Below are 20,807 nucleotides of genomic sequence, written 5' to 3' on the forward strand. Positions count from 1 at the left end.
GACCATCGACGACGGAGGAGAACGACGTGGGGACCGTAACGCTCGGCGTTTCGATCGCGGTCCCGGAGCCCTACGGCAGCCTGCTCCAGGAACGCCGCGCGAGCTTCGGGGACCCTGCCGCCTACGGCATTCCCACCCACGTCACCCTGCTCCCGCCGACGGAGGCGGACGCGGCGGACCTGCCCGCGATCGAGGCGCATCTCGACACGATCGCCACGGCGGGCCGCCCGTTCCCGATGCGGCTCTCCGGCACCGGCACCTTCCGCCCGCTGTCGCCGGTCGTCTTCGTCCAGGTCGTCGCGGGCGCCTCGGCCTGCTCCTGGCTCCAGAAGCGGGTCCGGGACGCCTCCGGGCCGCTGGTCCGCGAGCTCCAGTTCCCGTATCACCCGCACGTCACCGTGGCCCACGGCATCGCCGAGGAGGCCATGGACCGGGCCTACCAGGAGCTCGCCGACTACGAGGCCGCCTGGACCTGCGGCTCCTTCGCGCTGTACGAGCAGGGCCCGGACGCCGTGTGGCGCAAGCTCCGCGACTTCCCGTTCGGCGGAGGCGGCGGCGCGCCCGCCGTCCCCGCCCAGGGCGGCTACACCATCGAAGCGTCGTCACCGGCCCCGTCGCTGCGGCCCTGAGCGGCCCGGCGCGGCTGCGGGAGCTCAGACCGGCAGCCGTCGGAACAGCGGGCGCGGCAGGTGCCGCAGCGCCGCCATCACCACTCGCAGCGAGCCGGGCACCCACACGGTCTCCGAGCGCCGCCGCAGCCCCGTGACGATCGCCTCCGCGACCTCCTCGGGCCCGGTCGCGAGCGGCTGTTCCGGCAGCCCCGCCGTGGCCCGGGTCCGGACGAACCCCGGCCGGACCACCATCACCTGCACTCCGGTCCCCTGGAGCGCGTCACCGAGTCCCTGGGCGAACGCGTCGAGCCCCGCCTTGCTGGAGCCGTAGATGAAGTCCGCGCGCCGGGCGCGCTCGCCGGCCACCGAGGACAGCACCACCAGCGAACCGTGCCCCTGCGCCTGTAGTGCGCCGGCGCACACCAGTCCGGCGGAGACCGCCCCCGTGTAGTTGGTCTGGGCGACCCGGACGGCGGCCATCGGCTCCTCCTCGTCCCGCGCCTGGTCGCCGAGGACCCCGAACGCCATCAGCACCGCGTCGACGTCGCCCTCCGCGAAGACCTTGCCGAGGGTGACCTCGTGGGAGGCGGAGTCCAGCGCGTCGAAGTCGACGGTACGGACGTCGGCCCCGCGCCCGCGCAGTTCGGCGGCGGCCGCGTCCAGGGCGGGGGAGGGGCGCCCGGCCAGCCAGACCCGGCGGGTGCGCAGGGCGATCAGCCGGCGCGCGGTGGCCAGGGCGATCTCGGACGTACCGCCGAGGACGAGCAGGGACTGCGGGGCGCCGAAGGCATCCTTCACGGAAAGCTCCTGGTCAGATGGGGTGGGATTCGCCGGGGCCGATCACAGTCCGAGTCGGCGCGACAGGTCCGAGCGGAACGCCCCCGCCGGGTCGAGACGCGCCCGCAGCTCCCGGAACTCCGCCAGCCGCGGGTACATCGCGGCGGCCGTCTCCGGTCGCATCCGGGAGTCCTCCGCCAGGCAGACCCGGCCCCCGGCGGCGGCCACCTCCTCGTCGATGCCGTCCAGGAAGCGGGCCAGATCCGGCAGGGCCGCGGGCAGATCCAGCTCCAGGGACCAGCCGGGCGCGGCGAACGACAGCGGGCCGGGGGCCGCGGCCCCGAACCGCTGGAGGACCGCGCGCACGGCCGGGATCCGGCGCGCCGCGATCCGGCGCACCACCCGGTGCAGGGTCTCCTCCTGGCCGTACCCGACGGTGAACCGGTAGCGCACCAGACCGCCCCGGCCGTAGAGCGGGCGTACGTCGGGGAGGGCGTCCGAGGCGTGGAAGAAGGCGGGGACCGGTCGCGGCTCGCCGGTCCGCGCGCGGGGTGAGCCCCGGTAGCGGACCTCGTTGCACAGGGCGGCGGCCGCGGCCGCCGGGCCGAGCAGCCCGCCCGGCAGCGGCGGGAGACCGGGGAGGAGGGACCTCCCCGGCGCTCCTCCGGAGCGCTTCGCGAGTCGAATGCGCCCCGCGTGCGCCGGGCGCATACCGGGCGTCGCGTGCTCCCCCCGGGTGAGGATCCCGCGCCCGGTCGCCCGACCCCGGGCCATCAGGTCGATCCAGGCGGAGGCGTACGGCAGCCGGTCGCCGCCCGCGGTGAAACGGGCCAGCAGATCGTCCAGGTCCCCGGCGCGCTCGGTGGAGACCGACATCAGCCCGGTGGTGACGCGCCGGAGGCGCAGCGTGGCGCCCAGGATCACCCCGGTCAGCCCCAGGCCCCCGGCGGTCGCGTCGAAGAGGGCGGTGCCCGGCAGCACCGTACGCACCTCGCCGTCGGCGGTGAGCAGTTCCAGGGCGCTCACGTGCCGGGCGAACGAACCCGCCCGCCGGTGGTCGAGCCCGGGCAGATCGGAGGCGATCGCCCCGCCGACCGTCACCCTGCCGGTCCCCGGCAGGACCGGCGGCAGCCAGCCGAGCGGCAGCAGGACCCGCAGCAGCCGCTCCAGGCTCACCCCCGCGTCGCAGCGGACGACTCCAGCGGCGGCGTCCACCTTGTCGATCCGGGCCAGGCCCGACAGGTCGAGCACCGAGCCGCCCGCGTTCTGCGCCGCGTCCCCGGGCGACCGCCCCAGCCCGCGGGCCATGACGCCCCGGGGCCCACGCCCCCGGACGACGGCGGCCGCCTCCTCGTGATCACGGGGGCGAAACCGCACGGCGGTCGTGGGCGAGGTGCGGCCCCAGCCGGTCAAGGACACCGTGTCGACGGACATGAGGATGACCGTATCGCCCCAGAAATCCGCTTTGCGGCATTGGTGAATTCGCTCACCGGAACGGGTGATGGAGTTGAGTGTCAGCGCAGGGTGGCGCAGATCCGCCGGGCGCGTCCGGGAGAGTCCGGGGCGGGCCGCTGGTGTTCCGGGCCCAGGAGGGTACGCGTGACGCCATGGACTGGCTCAAGAAACTCCCGGTGATCGGCCCCCTGGTCACCCGGCTGATGGAGACGCACGCCTGGCGTTCCTACGAGCGGCTGGACCGGGTCCACTGGGCCAGGCTGGCGGCGGCGATCACGTTCATCAGCTTCCTGGCCCTCTTCCCGCTGATCGCGGTCGGCGCGGCGATCGCCGCCGCCCTGCTGAGCGACAAGCAGCTCGACACCATCAAGGACAAGCTCGCCGACCAGGTGCCCGGCATCTCCGACCAGCTCGGCATCGACGGACTGGTCGCCAACGCGGGCACGGTCGGCCTGGTGGCCGGTGCGCTGCTGCTGTTCACCGGCGTCGGCTGGGTCGGCTCGATGCGCGAGTGCCTGCGCGCGGTCTGGGAACTGGACGAGGTCCAGGAGGCCAACCCCGTCGTCGCCAAGGTGAAGGACGCGGTGCTGCTGGTCGGCCTCGGCGGCGCGGTGCTCGCCACCGTGGCGGTCTCCAGCATCGGCTCGGTGGCGGTCGGCCGGACCGCAGATCTGATCGGCGTTCCCGAGGGCGGGGCCGGCGGTGTGCTGCTGCGGGTGGCCGCCCTGGTGGTCGCGGTCGTCGCCGACTTCCTGCTGCTGCTCTATCTGCTGACCCTGTTGCCCGGCGTGGAGCCGCCCCGGCGGCGGCTGATGGTCGCGGCGCTGCTCGGGGCGGTCGGCTTCGAACTGCTCAAGCTGCTGCTCGGCAGCTATATGCGGGGGGTCGCGGGCAAGAGCATGTACGGCGCGTTCGGCGTCCCGATCGCGCTGCTCCTGTGGATCAACTTCACCGCGAAGCTGCTGCTGTTCTGCGCCGCCTGGACGGCGACCGGGAGCAAGGAGGAAGAGGGCGTGGGGGAGGAGGAGGCGGTGGACCGGGCGTCGGACCGGACGGCGGACTCCGGAGGGGGCGGCAACGGAGAAGCCGCCGGGACCGAGGCACCCGGCGGCTCCACCCGCGCCTAGGGGGCCTCTTGCCGATCAGGGACGTCTTGCCGATCAGGGGCGGATTGGCCGTGCCAGGCGTCGTGGCCCCGGCGCTGATCGGCAGGACGCCCTCTGGGAGCTGTCGGAGGCCTCACTCCGTCCGTCTACGTCCGGTCCGCGGGCTTCCCGGCGCTCTCGCCGACTGCGGCGGCCGGCTCGCCACTCTCCGCCGCGTCCGCCGCCGCGCCCGCCTCCTTCGGCTCCGGCGCGGTGCGGCCTCCCAGACCCGCCAGCGGCCAGCGGCGGTTGACCAGGAACACCGCGGCGGCCACGACCACCAGCAGGCCGCCGATGATCGCCAGGGCGACACCGACGCCGCTGGAACTCTTCGAGGCCGCCGACGCGTGCGTGGCCTCCGCCTGGCCGCCCGTGCCCTGGTCCGCACCGGCGGCGGGCACCGCGCCCTTGCCGCCGGTCGAGGTGCCGGTGCCGGTGTCCACGGACTTCGGCGGCACCAGCTCGCCGACCGGGGTCACCCTGCCGCTCGCGGCGAAGCCCCAGTCGAGCAGCTTGGCGGCCTCCTTGTAGACGGCGTGGCTCTCTTCCGCCGACGGGTTCATGACCGTGACCAGCAGGACCTTGCCGTTGCGCTCGGCGACACCGGTGAAGGTGTTGCCCGCGTGGGTGGTGTAGCCGTTCTTGACGCCCGCGATGCCCTTGTACGGGTCCACGCCGATGTCCCCGGTGATCAGCCGGTTGGTGTTCTGGATCTCGAAGGACTCGCGCTTCTTCCCCTTCTTCTTCTCGCCGGGGAAGTCGGCCGAAGCGGTCGCCGCGTACTCGCGGAAGTCCTTCTTCTGCATCCCGCTGCGGGCGATCAGCGTCAGGTCGTAGGCGCTGGAGACCTGGCGCGGCGCGTCGTACCCGTCCGGCGAGACCACCACGGTGTCCAGTGCCTGGAGCTCCTCCGCGTGCTTCTGCATCGCGGCCACCGTCTGCGGGACACCGCCGTACATCTCGGAGAGCACGTGCACCGCGTCGTTGCCCGACCGCAGGAACACCCCGAGCCACAGGTCGTGGACCGTGTAGGTGTGGTCCTCCTTGATCCCGACGAGGCTGCTCCCCTCGCCGACCCCGGCCAGCTCGCTCTCCGTCACCTTGTGGGTCTGGGTGGGCTGGAGCGCGGGCAGCACCGTGTCTGCGAAGAGCATCTTCAGGGTGGAGGCGGGCGGCAGCCGCCAGTGCGCGTTGTGCGCCGCCAGGACGTCCCCGTTCTCCGCGTCCGCGACGATCCACGACCGGGCGGTCAGCCCCTTGGGCAGCACGGGCACGCCCGGGCCCAGGTTGACCTGGCTGCCGGGCTTGCCGAGCCGCTCCCCGCCGAGGCTCGACATGATGCCCGGCGGCTTGGGCTGCTTGTCGTCGCTCTTGTCCTTGTCGGCCGCCACGGCCGGACTGATGACGAGACCGGACAACAGGGCGGCGGATGTGACCGTGAGGGCGATCTCTTTCAGAACAGGCACGGTCGGAAACGTACAGGGCGAAGATGTGGATGAGGACGCGGACCGGCTGACCCGCCGCAGGGAACGCCAGGACGGCCCCGTTCGGACGGCACCCCGGGGGAGGGGCCCGGGTGACGACGGCGATACTGGACCCATGAAGCTCAGCCGCCGCGTGTCCTGGTTCCTGCTCGCGTTCGGGGTGTGGAGCTGGTTCATCTGGATCACTTTCGTCAAGAACCTGTGGCAGGACGGCAGCGGGCTCGCCTTCGACGACGCGGGCGAACCGACCGGCTACTTCTGGGTGCACCTGCTGCTCGCCATCACGTCCTTTCTTCTGGGGACGGCGGTCGGCGTGATCGGGTTGCGCGGAGTCCGGGCTTTGCGCGACACACGCGCATGACGACGGGAACATGGGGAAGCTCGGATGGCTGCAGTGGTCTTCGCCCTGGTGGCACTCGTGGTGCTGGCGCTGCTCGGCGCCGTGCACCGGTATGTGTGGCGGCGCTTCGTCGGTGACACGACGGTGCCCGGCAGCCGGCTGCGCCGGGCGGGCACCGTCGCGGCCTTCGTGCTGCCCCTGCTGAGTGTCGGCGCCATGACGTCCGGCCGGGTGGGCGCTCCCTTCTGGCTCCAGCAGGTGCTGGCCTGGCCGGGCTTCCTGTGGCTGGCCTGCCTGCTCTATCTGACGCTGGCGCTGCTCGTGGGCGAGGTCGTACGCCCGGTTCTGCTGCGGGTCCTCGCCCGGCGGGACGCGGCGCGGGCCGGGGCGCGTGAGGCGGGTCTGGCAGGGGCGGAAAACGGAACGGCATCCGGAGCCGTACCCGAGGTCGCTTCCGAGGCCCTGGTCGCGATCCCGGACGAGCCCCGTCCCCGTACCGAAGAGCTGGTGACCTCAGGAACTGCCGGGGTATCGGCCCCCTCGGAAACGGTGGCGGGTACGGCAACCGGCGCTCCCGACCCCGTTGCGGAACCAGAAACGGAACCAGCGGGGGAATCGGCAGCCAGCATCTCCGCCACGGCCGCCCCCACCCCGGCCCCCGCCGCCCACCCCTCCCGCCGGCTCTTCGTCTCCCGGGTCGTCGGCGGCGCGGCGGCCGCCGCCGGGCTCGCCACCGTCGGGTACGGCGCGTACGGCGTGCTGCGCGGACCGAGCGTCAAGCGGGTCACCGTCCCGCTGGCCAGACTGCCCCGCGCCGCCCACGGCTTCCGGATCGCCGTGGTGAGCGACATCCACATCGGCCCGATCCTCGGCCGCGCCCACACCCGCCGGATCGTCGACACGATCAACGCGACCTCGCCCGACCTGGTCGCCGTCGTCGGCGACCTCGTCGACGGGTCCGTCGCCGACCTCGGCTCCGCCGCCGAACCGCTGGCCTCCCTGCGCGCCCGGCACGGCAGCTACTTCGTCACCGGCAACCACGAGTACTTCTCCGGCGCCGAGCAGTGGGTCGACCACGTCCGCGAACTCGGTCTCGTCCCGCTGGAGAACGCCCGGGTCGAGGTCGAGGGCTTCGATCTCGCCGGGGTCAACGACATCGCGGGCGAGACCGAGGGGCAGGGGCCCGACTTCGGCCGCGCGCTGGGCGACCGGGACCGGGGCCGCGCCGCCGTCCTGATGGCGCACCAGCCCGTCGTCATCCACGACGCCGTCGAGCACGGCGTGGACCTGCAACTCTCGGGCCACACCCACGGCGGTCAGCTCTGGCCCGGGAACCACCTCGCCGAGCTCGCCAACCCGACCGTCGCCGGCCTCGAACGCTACGGCGACACCCAGCTCTTCGTCTCGCGCGGCGCGGGCGCCTGGGGCCCGCCTGTCCGGGTGGGCGCCCCGTCCGACATCACGGTCGTGGAGCTGGCCTCCCGTCAGGCGTAGGAGCGTTGCGGGTGCGACGGCCCGGAACGCTCCGGCCCGTCATCATGAAATCCACACCGAAGGGTCACCGTCAGCTACGGAAACCCGCAGGTAGGAGACGCGAAACAGCCTTTTCGGACAGAGCTTCCCGCGCGTGTCCAATAAAAGGCTGTGAGTGCCCCATTTACTCTTCCAGATGTGAAAATCGTGTGATTGGGTAAGCGCGAACATGCGGCGACGTGCGCGTCACAAACGCGACCGCCGTGGTGGGGCTGGTAAGGGAGAGCACGGCAATGCGGTCGGTCCGGGTACGGATTCTCGCGATTCTCGCGGTATTGGTCATAGCGGGCGTCGGTGCCTGGCAACTGCTCCCCTCGGGGGAGGCGAAGACCGACGCGATCACGGTCGGGACGTCGGACGTCGTGACCTCGCTCGACCCGGCCGGCGCCTACGACGCGGGCTCCTGGGCGATCTACAGCAACATCTACCAGTCGCTGATGACGTTCAAGCCCAACGCCGTCACGCCGGAGCCGGACGCCGCCGAGAGCTGCGGGTTCGTCGGGCAGAAGCTCCAGACGTACCAGTGCAAGCTCCGTGACGACCTGACCTTCTCCAACGGTCGCAAGATCACCGCCGAGGACGTCAAGTACTCCTTCGACCGGATCTTCCGGATCAAGTCGGAGGTCGGCCCCGCGGGTCTCTTCCCGACCCTCAAGACGGTGACGACCGAGGGCCGCACGATCACGTTCAACCTGTCCGGCCGGGACGCGACCTTCCCGCAGAAGATCGCCACGGGCGCCGCGGCGATCGTCGACCCCACCAAGTACCCCGGGGACAAGCTCCGTGCGGGCAACCAGGTCGACGGCTCCGGACCGTACGTCCTCAAGGCGTACGAGGCCGGGAACCGCGCCGAGCTGGTCCCCAACCTGAAGTACAAGGGCGCGCTCAAGAAGACCGGCGAAGCGGTCAACATCCGCTACTTCAAGACCTCCGAGGAACTGCAGACGTCCTGGGACAACGACGAGGTGGACATCGCCCACCGCCAGCTGCCGTCCGAGACGCTCGCCGACCTCGACGTCAACGACCCGGACGTGCGGGTGACCGAGGCGGCCAGCGCCGAGATCCGCAACATCATCTTCAACTCCCGGGAGAACTCGCCGTTCGGGGAGAAGAAGGTCCGTCAGGCCGTCGCCGCGCTCCTCGACCGGGGCCCGCTGGTCCGGAACGTCTACCAGGGCACCGTCGACCCGCTGTACTCGCTGATCCCCACCGGCTACATCGGGCACAGCACCCCGTTCTTCGACGCCTACCCCTCCTCCGACCCGGCGCGCGCCAAGCAGCTGCTGGAGCAGGCCGGGGCGCAGACGCCGGTCGCCATCGACTTCGCCTACCGCGAGGGCGACATGTACACCAAGGAGACCGCCGAGCTGCGCCGTCAGCTGGAGAAGGACGGGCTCTTCAAGGTCTCGGTGCGGGCCGTGGAGTGGACGAAGTACCAGAAGGAGTACGCGGCCGGCAAGTACGACATGTACACCGTCGGCTGGTTCCCCGACTTCCCGGACCCCGACACCTTCAGCCAGCCGCTCGTCGGCACCGGGAACGTCCTGCACAGCGGCTACTCCAGCAAGAAGATGGACCAGCTGATCGCCGCCACGCAGCAGTTCAGCGACCGCAGCCGCACCTCGAACGACTTCAAGGAGATGCAGGCGCTCGTCGGCGAGGACGTTCCGCTGCTGCCGCTGTGGCAGAAGAAGGACTACGTCGTCGCCAAGTCCGAGGTCGCCGGCTCCCAGTACCTCTCCGACGGCACCGGCACCTGGCGCCTGTGGGAGCTGGCCTGGATCTGACGGGTCCGCCCCGGCCGACGGCCGGGGGCACCATGTCAGTCCGACGTCAGGCCGATGTCAGTGAGACGGCCGGGGCCCCGCCCCGGCCGTCGCCGTATCCGTGCCGGCACCCGGCAGGAACTCCACCAGCAGCCCGTGGATCTGCCGCACCAGCGGGCGCAGCACCCGGAACCGGGAGAGCGCGATGGCCCGGGCGGCGATCGGCGCGGTGCGCTCGACCAGGCGACGGCTGCGCTCGGCGCCCTCGCTGCGGTCGTACACCCAGAAGAGCACCAGACCCATCTGCATCAGCCACATCAACTGCGGCAGCAGCGGGGCCAGTTCCGGATCACTCTTGACGTCCGCCCCGGCGATGCAGCGCTCGTGGATGGAGATCGCCGCGTCGCGGGCGGCGGCCGAGTCCTCGGAGAACGGGGAGAGCGGGCTGTCCGGATCGGCCGCGTTCTTGAAGAACTGGGCGGCGAAGCGGTGGTACGGCTCCGCCACGTCCAGCCAGCCGAGCAGTACGCCCCTGATGCGTACGGTCAGATCGCCGTCGCCCTCCAGCACGGGCCGGACCGCCGTCGCGTGTTCGCCGGCGATCCGGTCGTAGAAGCCCTGGACCAGGTGCTCCTTCGAGGAGAAGTAGTAGTAGGCGTTCCCGACCGAGACGCCCGCCTCCTGGGCGATGGCCCGCATGGTCGTCCGGTCGTAGCCGCGCTCGGCGAAGAGGCGGAGCGCCGTTTCGAGAATCAGCGTGCGGGTCTGCTCGCTCTTCGCGGCCTTGGCCGGCCTCTTCTCCTGCACGTTCTTCTCTTCCTTCGCCACGGTCCCAAGGTTATCGGGGAGCCCACGCGCCGCCGGGCGGGGCGGCGCACTCACGCGCCCCGGGCGCGCAGGGCGGGACGGCCATCGAGCGGTAGCGGGCGGCGGCCAGCACGGTGCCCCGGGCGAAGGGCCGCCCGGCCGGGGTGGTCAGCCAGTGGGCGCGGGAGCGGTACCCGGCGAGCGCCCACAGGCAGACGATCCAGGCGGCGGTCTCCCGGTAGACCTGGCCCAGGTCTCCGACCACGGTGATCTCCTGGAGCGTCGCCGCATGGTCCAGCTCCGGGAACCGCCGCCGCGCCTCGGCCGATCCGGCCGGTACGAGATCGAGCGGTACGAGCTGCCGCTGCCGCTGGAGCCAGCCCCGCAGATGGACGCAGAGCGGGCACCGCGCGTCGTAGAGCACGGTGAGCCGCCGTACGGGGCCGGGCCAGGGAGCCCCCGCGGGCGCGGGCGCCTGCCCCGGTGGGGCCGCGGGCGCCGCGTCGGGCACCTGGTCCGCCGGCCCGGCCGGCGCCGCCTCGGCCACCGGGTTCACCGGCCGGCCGCGGGGGCGGTCCACGGGCCCTGGGCCGCGGGCGGGGTCCAGCCCTGCGGCGGGACCGGCGGGGTCTGCTCGCGCTCCAGGGCGCTGCGGCGGCGGATCCGGCTGAGCACCCACACATTGCCCAGGTGCATCACGCCGAGCACCAGCAGGACGACGCCGACCTTCACCGAGAGGGCCTCGAACAGCTCGCGGGCGTCGGCCACTCCGTCGGCGCTCTTCAGATACAGCGTGACGAACCCGAGGTTCACCAGGTAGAAGCCGACCACCAGCAGGTGGTTCACGGCGTCGGCGAGCTTCTCGTTCCCGTGCAGGACGTCGGCGAGGAAGATCCGCCCGTTGCGGCTGAGCGTGCGGGCGACCCAGACGGTGAGCGCCACGCTGATCAGCAGGTAGATGACGTACGCGACCACAGTGAGGTCCATGCCCCACCCTCCCTTGAACGCGTTCAAAAATGCTCTTGGGCATGACTGTAGACCCTTCCTTGAACATGTTCAAGAAAGGGTCTGCAGGGGGTGGGTCAGCGGGCGGCGGCCCCGTCCGGATCCGTCAACGCGTCCGCGATCTCCGCGCGCAGCGCCTCGCCGTGCAGCGGCGTCAGCTCCGCGAGCGCCGTGTTCCACTCCGCCGCCGCGCTCTCCGCCGCCTCCCGCAGGGCCCGCTCCACCGGCCGCCGGGCGAAGAACAGGACCACCGCGCCCACCGGCCGCAGCAGCCACCGCCCGCGCATGCTCAGCGCGACGGTGATCCGCCAGGAGCCGTCCTCGGCCGGCCGCGGGGTGAGAGTGAGACGGGCTTTGGCCAGCCGGTGCACCGCCCGCCCGGAGACCGGGGCCCGGGCGGCCGGGGGTGCGGCGGGAAGCCGGTCCACCGCCGCCCACCAGGCGGCCAGGTCGGCCTTGCCGCGTGCCGAGAAGCGGTACAGCGAGCCGCCCCCGGGCTTGTGCCCCGCGAAGGACAGCTCCACCGCGCGGGGCCGGCGGGGCACGCTCAGCCGCAGCCCCACCTTCAGAGACATGCCGTCCTCCTCGACGAGGCTCTCCACCTCGACGGAGTGCGACGGCCGCCAGGTGCGCAGGACGACGGCCTGGGCCGCGTCCAGGGAGTCACTCACCTCGGCACCCGCAGGCTCCGCCGGGAGTTCCCCGGCGGCCCCCTCGGGCTCCGCCGGGAACTCCCCGTACCGCGCCCCCGACCGCAGGTGACGCCCCTTCAGCAGTCGCAGGCCGTCCACCGCCCGCCCGTCCGCCAGCACGACCGATCCGCCCGGGCCCTCCCGGGAAGCGTCCAGGAGGTCCACCAGAGCACCGGCGGCCTCCTCGAACCAGCCCCGGTCCAGAGCGGTGACGGTGACCGTGTGCGCGAAACGTGCCATCAGCGGAACCCGGGTCTCAGATGCTCATGGAGCGGGCCTGGTTGAGCTGGCCCATGATCGCCGGGAAGGTGTGCGGGCCCATCGCCGGGATCATCGTGGAGTGGTGCCGGCCGCCGCTGGTGACCGTGACCTGGACGAAACCGGTGGTCCGCTTCTCCTTCATCAGCAGGAACAGCAGACCGATCAGGCAGAACAGCGCGAAGATGATCGCCAGCACGATCGCGTGCGGCGGGATCTTCTCCTCCGTACGCGACATGTCCGTGGCCGTCCAGACCGCGCCCTTGAGCGGCATCGACCCGGACGGGGTGACGATCGCGTCGTTCATCACGGTGATGTCGCCGATCGACAGCACCGGCACCCCGCCCTGGCCCGGCCCGCCCTGCGGCGCCGGGAGGTACTGGCCGGGCATCGTCGGCTGCCCGTGCTGGGGGTAGCCGTAACCGGGCCCCGGCTGGGCCGCGGACTCCGGCAGCGGCTGCGGATAGCCGTACGCCGGAGCGCCGCCCGGGTTCGGACGGCCGTACGCCTGGCCGTCCGCGACGGTGGGCTGGTGGCCCGGCTGCTGGGGCGGGCCCCACTTGTACGCGTCGTCCGCGTACGGATTCGGCTCGCTCACGACGATCCCCGTTTCCTTCTCGGTCTTCAACTCCGCTGAACCGTACCGCCCGCACGGGCCCGGTGCAGCAACAGGCCCCGCCCCCGGCAGCGGTGAGACTGCGGGGGCGGGGCCCGTCGGCGTAACCGGAGTTACGGGAAGGTCAGAAGCGACGCGTGATGAGCGCGCGCTTCACCTCCTGGATCGCCTTGGTGACCTCGATGCCACGCGGGCAGGCGTCCGTGCAGTTGAACGTGGTGCGGCAACGCCACACGCCGTCACGGTCGTTGAGGATCTCCAGCCGCTGCTCGCCGGCCTCGTCGCGCGAGTCGAAGATGAAGCGGTGCGCGTTGACGATCGCCGCCGGGCCGAAGTACTGGCCGTCGTTCCAGAACACCGGGCACGAGGAGGTGCACGCGGCGCACAGGATGCACTTGGTGGTGTCGTCGAACCGCTCGCGGTCCTCGGCGGACTGCAGACGCTCGCGGGTCGGCTCGTTCCCCTTGGTGACGAGGAAGGGCATGACGTCGCGGTACGCCTGGAAGAACGGGTCCATGTCGACCACGAGGTCCTTGAGGACCGTGAGGCCCTTGATGGCCTCGACCGTGATCGGCTTCTCCGGATTGATGTCCTTGATCAGCGTCTTGCAGGCGAGCCTGTTCTTGCCGTTGATCCGCATCGCGTCGGAGCCGCAGATGCCGTGGGCGCAGGAGCGGCGGAACGTCAGCGTGCCGTCCAGGTCCCACTTGATCTTGTGAAGGGCGTCGAGGACACGCTCCTTCGGGTCGATCTCGATCTGGAAGTCCTGCCACTGGGCCTCGTCCGACACCTCGGGGTTGAAGCGGCGGATCCGGAACGTGGCGGTGATGAAGGGCGAGTCGGCGAAGCCTGCCTCGGCCTTGTCGGTCTTGTCCAGGGTCGGGGTAGCCATCAGTACTTACGCTCCATCGGCTGGTAGCGGGTCGTCACGACCGGCTTGTAGTCGAGCCGGATCGACTCGGCGCCGTCGGCGGCCACCTCGCGGTACGCCATGGTGTGGCGCATGAAGTTGACGTCGTCGCGGTTCGGGTAGTCCTCGCGGTAGTGACCGCCGCGGGACTCCTTGCGGGCGAGCGCGGAGACCGCCATGACCTCGGCCAGGTCGAGCAGGTTGCCCAGCTCGATGGCCTCCAGCAGGTCGGTGTTGAACCGCTTGCCCTTGTCCTGGATGGACACGTTGAGGTACCGCTCGCGCAGCTCGGCGATCTTGTCGACCGCCGTCTTGATCGTCTGCTCGGTGCGGAACACCATCACGTTGGCGTCCATGCACTCCTGGAGCTCCAGGCGCAGCGCCGCGACCCGCTCGGTGCCGGTGGAGTTGCGCAGCCGCTCCACCTGGTCGGCGACCAGCTTGCCGGGGTTCTCGGGCAGCTCGACGAAGTCGGCCTTCGCCGCGTACTCGGCGGCGGCGATGCCGGAGCGCTTGCCGAAGACGTTGATGTCGAGCAGCGAGTTGGTGCCCAGGCGGTTGGCGCCGTGCACGGAGACACAGGCGACCTCGCCGGCGGCGTACAGGCCCGGGACGACGGTGGTGTTGTCGGCCAGCACCTCGCCCTCGACGTTGGTCGGGATGCCGCCCATGGCGTAGTGCGCGGTCGGCTGGATCGGGATCGGGTCCGTGTAGGGCTCGATGCCGAGGTACGTACGCGCGAACTCCGTGATGTCCGGGAGCTTGGCGTCCAGCTGCTCCGGCGGCAGGTGCGTCAGGTCCAGGTACACGTGGTCACCGGCCGGACCGCAGCCGCGGCCCTCACGGATCTCCGTGTAGATGGAGCGCGAGACGACGTCACGGGACGCGAGGTCCTTCATGACCGGCGCGTACTTCTCCATGAAGCGCTCGCCGTCCTTGTTGCGGAGGATGCCGCCCTCACCGCGGGCGCCCTCCGTCAGCAGGATGCCCATGCGCCAGATGCCCGTCGGGTGGAACTGGAAGAACTCCATGTCCTCCAGCGGCAGACCGCGCCGGTAGCAGGCGGCCTGGCCGTCACCGGTCAGGGTGTGGGCGTTCGACGTCACCTTGAAGAACTTGCCGGTGCCGCCGGAGGCGTAGATGACCGACTTCGCCTGGAAGATGTGGATCTCGCCGGTCGCCAGCTCGTACGCGACGACGCCGGCGGACTTCTTGACCCCGTCGACCTCGGTGATCAGCTGGTCCAGGACGTAGAACTCGTTGAAGAACTCCACGCCCTCCTTGACGCAGTTCTGGTACAGCGTCTGGAGGATCATGTGGCCGGTGCGGTCCGCGGCGTAGCAGGACCGGCGGACCGGCGCCTCGCCGTGGCTGCGGGTGTGACCGCCGAAGCGGCGCTGGTCGATGCGGCCCTCGGGCGTCCGGTTGAACGGCAGGCCCATCTTCTCCAGGTCGAGGACGGCGTCGATGGCCTCCTTCGCCAGGATCTCGGCGGCGTCCTGGTCGACCAGGTAGTCACCGCCCTTGACCGTGTCGAAGGTGTGCCACTCCCAGTTGTCCTCCTCCACGTTGGCGAGCGCGGCGGCCATGCCGCCCTGCGCCGCGCCCGTGTGGGAGCGGGTGGGGTAGAGCTTCGTGAGCACGGCGGTACGGCTGCGCTTGGTGGCCTCGATGGCCGCGCGCATGCCGGCGCCGCCGGCGCCGACGATGACGGTGTCGTACTTGTGGATCTGCATGGTTTTCCTCTGGTCCCTCTGTCCCGGCGCCTAGCGGATGTTCGGGTCGAAGGTGAAGATCACCAGCGTGCCCAGCAGGACGGTGAACACCGTGGCGGTGTACAGGAGCATCTTCAGCCAGAAGCGGGTGTTGTCCCGTTCGGCGTAGTCGTTGATGACCGTACGCAGGCCGTTGCCGCCGTGGAGCATGGCGAGCCACAGCATGATGAGGTCCCAGGCCTGCCAGAACGGCGAGGCCCAGCGGCCCGCCACGAAGGCGAAGCCGATCTTGGAGACGCCGCCGTCGAGCACCAGCTGGATCAGCAGGTGGCCGATGACGAGGACGGTCAGCAGGATGCCCGACAGGCGCATGAAGAGCCAGGCGTACATCTCGAAGTTGCCGCGCGAGGCCTTGGGCGTCTTGCTCGTGCGCTTGCGCGGGGGCTCGATCACCGGGGCCGGGTTGTCGACGTCGTAGAGGCTCACGCCCTCGACATCGCCGATCGCGGCTGCGGAAGAAGTCTCGCTGGACATGGGCCTCAGCTCCCGAAGACGTCGCGTACGGCGTGACCGAGGACGGGGTACAGGGCCCCGACCATCAGCACGATCCAGATGCCCAGCACGGTCCAGAGCATCTGCTTCTGGAGGCGCGGGCCCTTGGCCCAGAAGTCCACGGCGATGATCCGGAGACCGTTCAACGCGTGGAAGAGAATCGCGGCCACCAGGCCGTATTCGAGGAGCGCGACGATCGGCGTCTTGTACGTGGCCACGACGTCGTCGTAGGCCTCGGGGGAGACACGGACGAGAGCGGTGTCCAGGACATGTACGAACAGGAAGAAGAAAATGAGGACACCGGTGACTCGATGAGCCACCCAGGACCACATGCCTTCCCGGCCGCGGTACAGCGTTCCAGCCGGCACGGAAGAACCCTCCGGGAGCGGGGATTGGGGTCGGCCGGCTTGACTGTCGGTCTGACCCGGCCGGGTACGGTCCACCGGCCCCGGCCATCGTAGCGACGCTTTGTCGGTTCGTTCGCCCCGGGGCCTCTGGTGTGATCAAAGTGGCAATCAAACAGGCACGTACGGGCTAGAGGGACTCGTTCCGCCCAGGCTCCGCGGTCATCAGCTCGACGATCCGGCTCCGGGCGAGTCGGCGCAGCTCCTCGGCGGTCACCGCCCGCTCCTCGTCCACCTCGTGCTCCATCCGGAGCCGGATCCCGGCCAGCACCTGGTCCACGTGCTGGGAGGGCCCGTAGGCGTCCAGGCAGATCACGAAGGTGTGGCCGAACCTGCTTTCGTACGCCGCGTGCGCGGCCCGCAGCGCCAGGTGGGCGACGCGGGGCGCGTCGTGGTGCAGGCAGGGGGCGGGCTCGGCGGCCAGGGCCTCGGCGATGTCGCTGGGCGCGAGGTCGTAGCCCGCCTCGTCGGACGCGGCCAGTAGAGCGCCGAGATCGGGGTAGGGGCGGTGGGCGGCCATCCGGTGGGCCCAGCGCAGACTGCCGCAGCACTCCAGGAAGGCCGCCTCGGCGGCGGCGAAGGGGAGGCTGTTGAAATGGGAGAGGCCGACGGCATGATCGACCGGCGCCCCGTCGGCTTGCGCCGCCGCCCGGGCGGCGGCCGGGGCCGGGGCATCGGCCGGGACCGGGTGGCGCGGCTGCACGGGCACGGCCGACCGGCCGGCCGGGGGCGCGGATCGCTTCGGCAGGCCGGCGGGGGACTCGCTGGACCTGGACAGCGTGGACTCCTCGTATCAATGACAGCTGTGACCCGGTGGGCCCCGTGATCCCACGAAGGGCCCGCAGGGGTACGCGAAGGTCTTCCGTCCCTGAAAGACAGGCGGGAGCGCAAGGAGGTTGCGCGGGATGGGAGTGAAGAGGGAGACGAATGTTCCGCAACGCTAACGAGACCGGTCGGCGGCCGTCCGAAGCGCCGCAGAAGAATCACTCGAACGGGAGAGCTTCGGAACGTGTGATGGACGTCTGACCTGCGTCGGCCGGGGGTTCTGTCCGGTCGCCCGCCGTCCTCGATGGGCGAGGCTGCGGCAAAAATGCCAGCCTTGCACCCTATTCACTCGTTTCACTTGCCCTTGACCCCTCAACGGAGGAATCCGCCCGATGTCGCCCACGCGTGGTGCCCTTGTCACCGGCGCGGCTGTCACGGCCGCAGCCGCCGTCGTCCTCACCGTCGTCGTCTGGCCGGACGGGTCCGGCAGCGGACCGTCCGGTGACACGGCGTCGCCCTCCGGAACCTCCGCCGAGGCCGCCCCGTCGCCCTCCCGCAGCTACCCGATGTCCAGCGCCCCGAGCACGATCCCCGCGGTGCGCGAGCACACCCCGGCCCGGGGGCCCGGCTGGCAGCCGGGCAAGGACAGCACCGTCGTCATCGCCAAGGGCAGCCAGGTGCTCGCCGACGAGGCGGAGCTGCTCGCCAAGGAGCTGAAGATCCGCTACCGGGGCGCCCAGCCGGCGAAGGCGGGCGACGTCGAGCTGGCGCTGGGCGCCAAGGACGCGGGCCCCGCCGAGTCGTACACGCTCACCGTGCGCGACCGGAAGGTGAAGATCACCGGCCCCGACGAGTCGGGCGTCTTCTACGGCACCCGCACGCTCAAGCAGTCGCTCACGGCGGACGGCACGTTCCCCGAGGGCGTCGTCAACGACCGGCCCGACCGGCCGCAGCGCGGGCTCAACCTCGACATCGCGCGCAAGCACTACAGCGCGGAATGGATAGAGGACCGCATACGCGAGATGGGCGACCTCAAGCTCAACCAGCTCGGCCTGCACTTCTCCGACGACCAGGCCTTCCGGATCGAGTCGAAGTCCCACCCCGAGGTGGTCTCCGACGAGGCGCTCACCCAGGACGAGGTCCGCCGCATCGTCGGCCTCGCCAACAGCCGGCACATCGAGGTCGTCCCCGAGATCGACTCGCCCGGACACCTCGGCGCGGTGCTGGCCGCCCACCCCGACCTCCAGCTGCGCAACACCGCGGGCGTCGAGTCGAGGGGCTCCATCGACATCTCCAAGCCGGCCGCGGCCAAGCTGATCGACGAACTCCTGGAGGAGTACACCGAGCTGTTCCCGGGCCGTTTCTGGCACCTCGGCGCGGACGAGTACCAGGCGCTGACCGTCCGGAACCCCGCCGCCTCCTACCCCCAGCTCCAGCGGGCCGCCGAGGAGCGGCACGGCGCCGACGCCACCATCGAGGACCTGGCCACCAGCTGGCTGAACGACCGCGCGGACGTCGTGGTCCCCAAGGGCCGGACCGCGAAGGCCTGGAACGACGGGCTCTTCCGGGGCACGAAGGTCAAGGCCGACGAGAACATCGAGATCGAGTACTGGACCGGCAAGGAGATCGGCGCCCGCCCGCCGCAGGAGTACCTCGCCGAGGGCTACAAGATGCTGAACCTCAACGACGAGTTCCTGTACTACGTGCTCGGCGAGCCCAATGAGTTCGTCTACCCGACCGGCGAGCGGATCTACGAGCAGTGGACCCCGCTGGTCCTGCGCGGCACCGAACCCGTGGCCGAGCGCTACTCCCGGCAGATCCTCGGCGGCCGGTTCGCCGTCTGGGGCGACCTGCCGAACGCGCAGACCACCGAGCAGGTGGCCAACGGCATCAGGATGCCGCTCGTGGCGACCTCGCAGAAGCTGTGGGACCCGCGGAAGCCCGCGCTCAGCTGGGCGCAGTTCCGGGAACTGGCGAAGCGGACCGGCAGCGCGAGCTGAGGGCGGGAGCGAGCCGCGGCGGAATCGGCTGTCCCTCCTCCGCCACCACCTGCGAAGATGCGGGACGGACAGCCCGGCAGCCGCCGGCCTGCGCAGCGGCGGCCGCGCGATCCCGGGGAGGGGCGCGTGCGGGCGTGCGCCCACATCGCTTTCCCGGGGGGACTTCTCCATGCTCTGTACCCGTTGCCGTATCAGAACGGCCGTCACCGACGACGGTCTGTGCACCTTCTGCTCGGGCACCCGGCCCGCACTGCCCGACGGTCTCATGGCGCCGGTCGCCGGGCCCGGGGGCTGGGGGGTGGCCACCTGGCCGCGTTCGCCCGTCGGCCTCGCCCGGGCGGTGACGGCGCTGCTCGGCGTGGTGATCGCCGCCGATCTGTTCGCCATCGGCACCGGGCTGTATCTGCGCGGCCTCTGGCAGGGGGTGGTGGCGGACGGCGCCCTGAACGTCTACACCGGAGACGGCCGCACGGCCGAGCGGCTGTACGGCGTCGCGGCCCTCTTCCAGGGCGTGACGCTGCTGGCCACCGGCGTCGTCTTCATCATCTGGTTCCACCGGACCCGCCGGAACGCCGAGGTCTTCGACCCCTCCGTGCAGCGCATGGGTCCCGGCTGGGCGGTGGGCGGCTGGTTCGTTCCCGTCGCCAACTTCTGGTTCCCCTATCGCGTGGCGAGCGGGGTGTGGGAGGCGAGCGCGCAGACCCGCCCGGACGGCGGCTGGCGCACGGTGCCCCGTACCCCGCTCAACCTCTGGTGGGGCGCGTGGGTCGTGAGCCTCCTCTTCACCCGGGTCTCCGAGCGCCTGTGGGACCGGGCCGGGGACGCGGAGGAGATCGTGCGGGCCGGGGGCCTGGTGGCGGCCTCCGACGCGGTGGACATCGTCGCCGCGGTCCTCGCCATCCTCTACGTCCGCGCTGTCACCGGGATGCAGGTCGAACGGGCCCTGCACGGAGGGGCGCCGACTCCGGCGGCCCCGGTCCCGGGAGCGCACAGGTGACACGCACGCCAAAGTGACGATTTTCAGCCATTCGGCGCAGTAACCGGTAGACCGAGGGAGACGTCGATGAGTCTGCTGGAACTGATCGAACGCGCCGACGAACGCGCGCTGGCCGCCAGTGCCGTGGCCTGCCTGGAACGCTGCCTGCCGCTGCTCGCGGGGCGGGACGCGGAGCCCTTGCGCCCGCTCTGGGCGAGCTGTGAGAACGGACAGGATTGGGCCATCCGGCTCGCGGCGGTGCGGACGGCGATGGAGCAGGCGTCGGTCCCCGACGGTCCGGCCGCGCTTGTACGGGCCATGCTCGGCGCGGCCCCGTCCGGCTTCGCCGCCGTACCGCTGCGGGAGTGGGCCGACGCCTGCTCGCTGGTCGCGCTCCGGGTCCACGGCCGGTTCGACGCCCCGGGCGGGGAGGCGTCGCCCGACGAGGAGGACCTGCTCAAGGCGGCCCGCACCGGTGAACCCGCCGCCGTGGGCCCGCTGGTCGCGGGGGAGCTGGAGCGGCAGGTCCGGATCCTGGAGATCCTCGCGGAGACCACCGGCACGGCGGGCAGCGGCGCCGGCCTCCGCAAGGCGCTGGACCTGTCCACGGAGGGCCGCCGGGTCCTGCGCGCGGTGATGTCGCGGCGCGCCAGGGGCGGCCGGGGCTGAGAGGCACGGCCTGACGGCGCGGCAGGGTCCTCCCGCCCTGGTGCGCGGGCGGTACGGGGGTGTCGCGGACGGGTCCGTCCACGACACCCGTACGCATCGACCGGGCGCTACTTCGCCGAGTCCAGCGCGGCCAGGGCCTGCGCCCACCCGACGTACTTCAGCGCGGCGAGATCGGCGACCGTCACCACGCCGAACGCCTCCTTGAGCAGGTCACCCTGACGGTCCGATACGCCCTTGAGCGCGGACACCGGCGCCGCCAGCACCTCGGGCACGCTCTTGTCGGCCCACGCCTTGTCCAGCACCTTGTCCAGGTCGATCGAAGCCACG

The 20,807-nt window shown here is 71.5% G+C and carries 22 protein-coding genes; 8 read left to right on the plus strand and 14 right to left on the minus strand.

Going from position 1 to position 20,807, the window contains the following annotated elements; genetic code table 11:
- Positions 1-26: 26 nt before the first annotated feature.
- A complete protein-coding gene (locus CCZ36_RS22090; protein WP_069739946.1) occupies positions 27-629 on the plus strand; it encodes a 2'-5' RNA ligase family protein in 603 nt (200 codons plus the stop codon).
- 24 nt (positions 630-653) lie between these two features.
- Here CCZ36_RS22090 and CCZ36_RS22095 read toward each other — a convergent pair whose 3' ends face one another.
- Positions 654-1,409, minus strand: coding sequence for a decaprenylphospho-beta-D-erythro-pentofuranosid-2-ulose 2-reductase (locus tag CCZ36_RS22095; RefSeq protein WP_069739947.1), 756 nt, complete (start codon positions 1,407-1,409; stop codon positions 654-656).
- 42 nt (positions 1,410-1,451) lie between these two features.
- On the minus strand, positions 1,452-2,822 hold the full coding sequence (locus tag CCZ36_RS22100) for an FAD-binding oxidoreductase (RefSeq protein WP_128818401.1): 1,371 nt from the start codon (positions 2,820-2,822) through the stop codon (positions 1,452-1,454).
- Positions 2,823-2,995: 173 nt separating this feature from the next.
- Here CCZ36_RS22100 and CCZ36_RS22105 point away from each other — a divergent pair, with 173 nt between their 5' ends.
- Positions 2,996-3,970 carry a YihY/virulence factor BrkB family protein gene (locus CCZ36_RS22105; RefSeq protein WP_128818402.1) on the plus strand — a complete coding sequence of 325 codons (975 nt, stop codon included), beginning with the start codon at positions 2,996-2,998 and terminating at the stop codon, positions 3,968-3,970.
- A 125-nt stretch (positions 3,971-4,095) separates the two neighbouring features.
- Here CCZ36_RS22105 and CCZ36_RS22110 read toward each other — a convergent pair whose 3' ends face one another.
- Complete coding sequence (locus CCZ36_RS22110; protein ID WP_237302720.1) at positions 4,096-5,454, minus strand: D-alanyl-D-alanine carboxypeptidase family protein; 1,359 nt, start codon at positions 5,452-5,454, stop codon at positions 4,096-4,098.
- 133 nt (positions 5,455-5,587) lie between these two features.
- On the opposite strand from CCZ36_RS22110, the gene CCZ36_RS35890 reads away from it, so the two are divergent.
- From CCZ36_RS35890 to CCZ36_RS22120, 3 genes are all read left to right on the plus strand, one after another.
- Complete coding sequence (locus CCZ36_RS35890; RefSeq protein ID WP_030798663.1) at positions 5,588-5,833, plus strand: SCO4848 family membrane protein; 246 nt, start codon at positions 5,588-5,590, stop codon at positions 5,831-5,833.
- Positions 5,834-5,866: 33 nt separating this feature from the next.
- The gene (locus tag CCZ36_RS22115; RefSeq protein WP_128819680.1) at positions 5,867-7,306 is read left to right on the plus strand and encodes a metallophosphoesterase; all 1,440 of its coding nucleotides are present in this window, start codon (positions 5,867-5,869) and stop codon (positions 7,304-7,306) included.
- Between the two features lie 272 nt (positions 7,307-7,578).
- Positions 7,579-9,132, plus strand: coding sequence for an ABC transporter substrate-binding protein (locus tag CCZ36_RS22120; RefSeq protein ID WP_069739952.1), 1,554 nt, complete (start codon positions 7,579-7,581; stop codon positions 9,130-9,132).
- Between the two features lie 57 nt (positions 9,133-9,189).
- Here CCZ36_RS22120 and CCZ36_RS22125 read toward each other — a convergent pair whose 3' ends face one another.
- From CCZ36_RS22125 to CCZ36_RS22170, 10 genes are all read right to left on the minus strand, one after another.
- Positions 9,190-9,939, minus strand: coding sequence for a TetR/AcrR family transcriptional regulator (locus tag CCZ36_RS22125; protein WP_069739953.1), 750 nt, complete (start codon positions 9,937-9,939; stop codon positions 9,190-9,192).
- Between the two features lie 10 nt (positions 9,940-9,949).
- On the minus strand, positions 9,950-10,342 hold the full coding sequence (locus CCZ36_RS22130) for a thiol-disulfide oxidoreductase DCC family protein (RefSeq protein ID WP_069744104.1): 393 nt from the start codon (positions 10,340-10,342) through the stop codon (positions 9,950-9,952).
- Between the two features lie 128 nt (positions 10,343-10,470).
- The gene (locus CCZ36_RS22135) at positions 10,471-10,905 is read right to left on the minus strand and encodes a hypothetical protein (protein WP_069744075.1); all 435 of its coding nucleotides are present in this window, start codon (positions 10,903-10,905) and stop codon (positions 10,471-10,473) included.
- 95 nt (positions 10,906-11,000) lie between these two features.
- Positions 11,001-11,855 carry a hypothetical protein gene (locus CCZ36_RS22140; RefSeq protein ID WP_128818403.1) on the minus strand — a complete coding sequence of 285 codons (855 nt, stop codon included), beginning with the start codon at positions 11,853-11,855 and terminating at the stop codon, positions 11,001-11,003.
- 16 nt (positions 11,856-11,871) lie between these two features.
- The gene (locus CCZ36_RS22145) at positions 11,872-12,471 is read right to left on the minus strand and encodes a hypothetical protein (protein ID WP_069739981.1); all 600 of its coding nucleotides are present in this window, start codon (positions 12,469-12,471) and stop codon (positions 11,872-11,874) included.
- A gap of 142 nt (positions 12,472-12,613) precedes the next feature.
- Positions 12,614-13,381, minus strand: a complete 768-nt coding sequence (locus CCZ36_RS22150) for a succinate dehydrogenase iron-sulfur subunit (protein ID WP_069739956.1) — start codon at positions 13,379-13,381, stop codon at positions 12,614-12,616.
- Positions 13,381-15,135 carry a succinate dehydrogenase flavoprotein subunit gene (gene sdhA, locus CCZ36_RS22155; RefSeq protein WP_069744077.1) on the minus strand — a complete coding sequence of 585 codons (1,755 nt, stop codon included), beginning with the start codon at positions 15,133-15,135 and terminating at the stop codon, positions 13,381-13,383. Before sdhA ends, CCZ36_RS22150 begins: the two co-directional genes overlap by 1 nt.
- A gap of 30 nt (positions 15,136-15,165) precedes the next feature.
- Positions 15,166-15,648, minus strand: a complete 483-nt coding sequence (locus CCZ36_RS22160; RefSeq protein ID WP_069739958.1) for a succinate dehydrogenase hydrophobic membrane anchor subunit — start codon at positions 15,646-15,648, stop codon at positions 15,166-15,168.
- Positions 15,649-15,653: 5 nt separating this feature from the next.
- Entirely contained in the window at positions 15,654-16,034 is a 381-nt protein-coding gene (sdhC, locus tag CCZ36_RS22165; protein WP_006127027.1) for a succinate dehydrogenase, cytochrome b556 subunit, read from the minus strand.
- Positions 16,035-16,200: 166 nt separating this feature from the next.
- Positions 16,201-16,779, minus strand: coding sequence for a 2-oxo-4-hydroxy-4-carboxy-5-ureidoimidazoline decarboxylase (locus CCZ36_RS22170; protein WP_128818404.1), 579 nt, complete (start codon positions 16,777-16,779; stop codon positions 16,201-16,203).
- Positions 16,780-17,227: 448 nt separating this feature from the next.
- Between CCZ36_RS22170 and CCZ36_RS22175 the strand changes: the two genes are divergently transcribed.
- From CCZ36_RS22175 to CCZ36_RS22185, 3 genes are all read left to right on the plus strand, one after another.
- Entirely contained in the window at positions 17,228-18,835 is a 1,608-nt protein-coding gene (locus tag CCZ36_RS22175) for a family 20 glycosylhydrolase (protein ID WP_128818405.1), read from the plus strand.
- A gap of 169 nt (positions 18,836-19,004) precedes the next feature.
- Complete coding sequence (locus CCZ36_RS22180; protein ID WP_128818406.1) at positions 19,005-19,832, plus strand: DUF4328 domain-containing protein; 828 nt, start codon at positions 19,005-19,007, stop codon at positions 19,830-19,832.
- Positions 19,833-19,898: 66 nt separating this feature from the next.
- On the plus strand, positions 19,899-20,480 hold the full coding sequence (locus CCZ36_RS22185; protein WP_069739961.1) for a hypothetical protein: 582 nt from the start codon (positions 19,899-19,901) through the stop codon (positions 20,478-20,480).
- Positions 20,481-20,587: 107 nt separating this feature from the next.
- Here the strand turns inward: CCZ36_RS22185 and CCZ36_RS22190 are convergent, their stop codons facing one another.
- Complete coding sequence (locus CCZ36_RS22190; protein WP_069739962.1) at positions 20,588-20,806, minus strand: hypothetical protein; 219 nt, start codon at positions 20,804-20,806, stop codon at positions 20,588-20,590.
- Between the last annotated feature and the right edge of the window lies 1 nt (position 20,807).

The sequence above is a fragment of the Streptomyces sp. S063 genome (genome assembly GCF_002832675.1).
Lineage (GTDB): Bacteria > Actinomycetota > Actinomycetes > Streptomycetales > Streptomycetaceae > Streptomyces > Streptomyces sindenensis.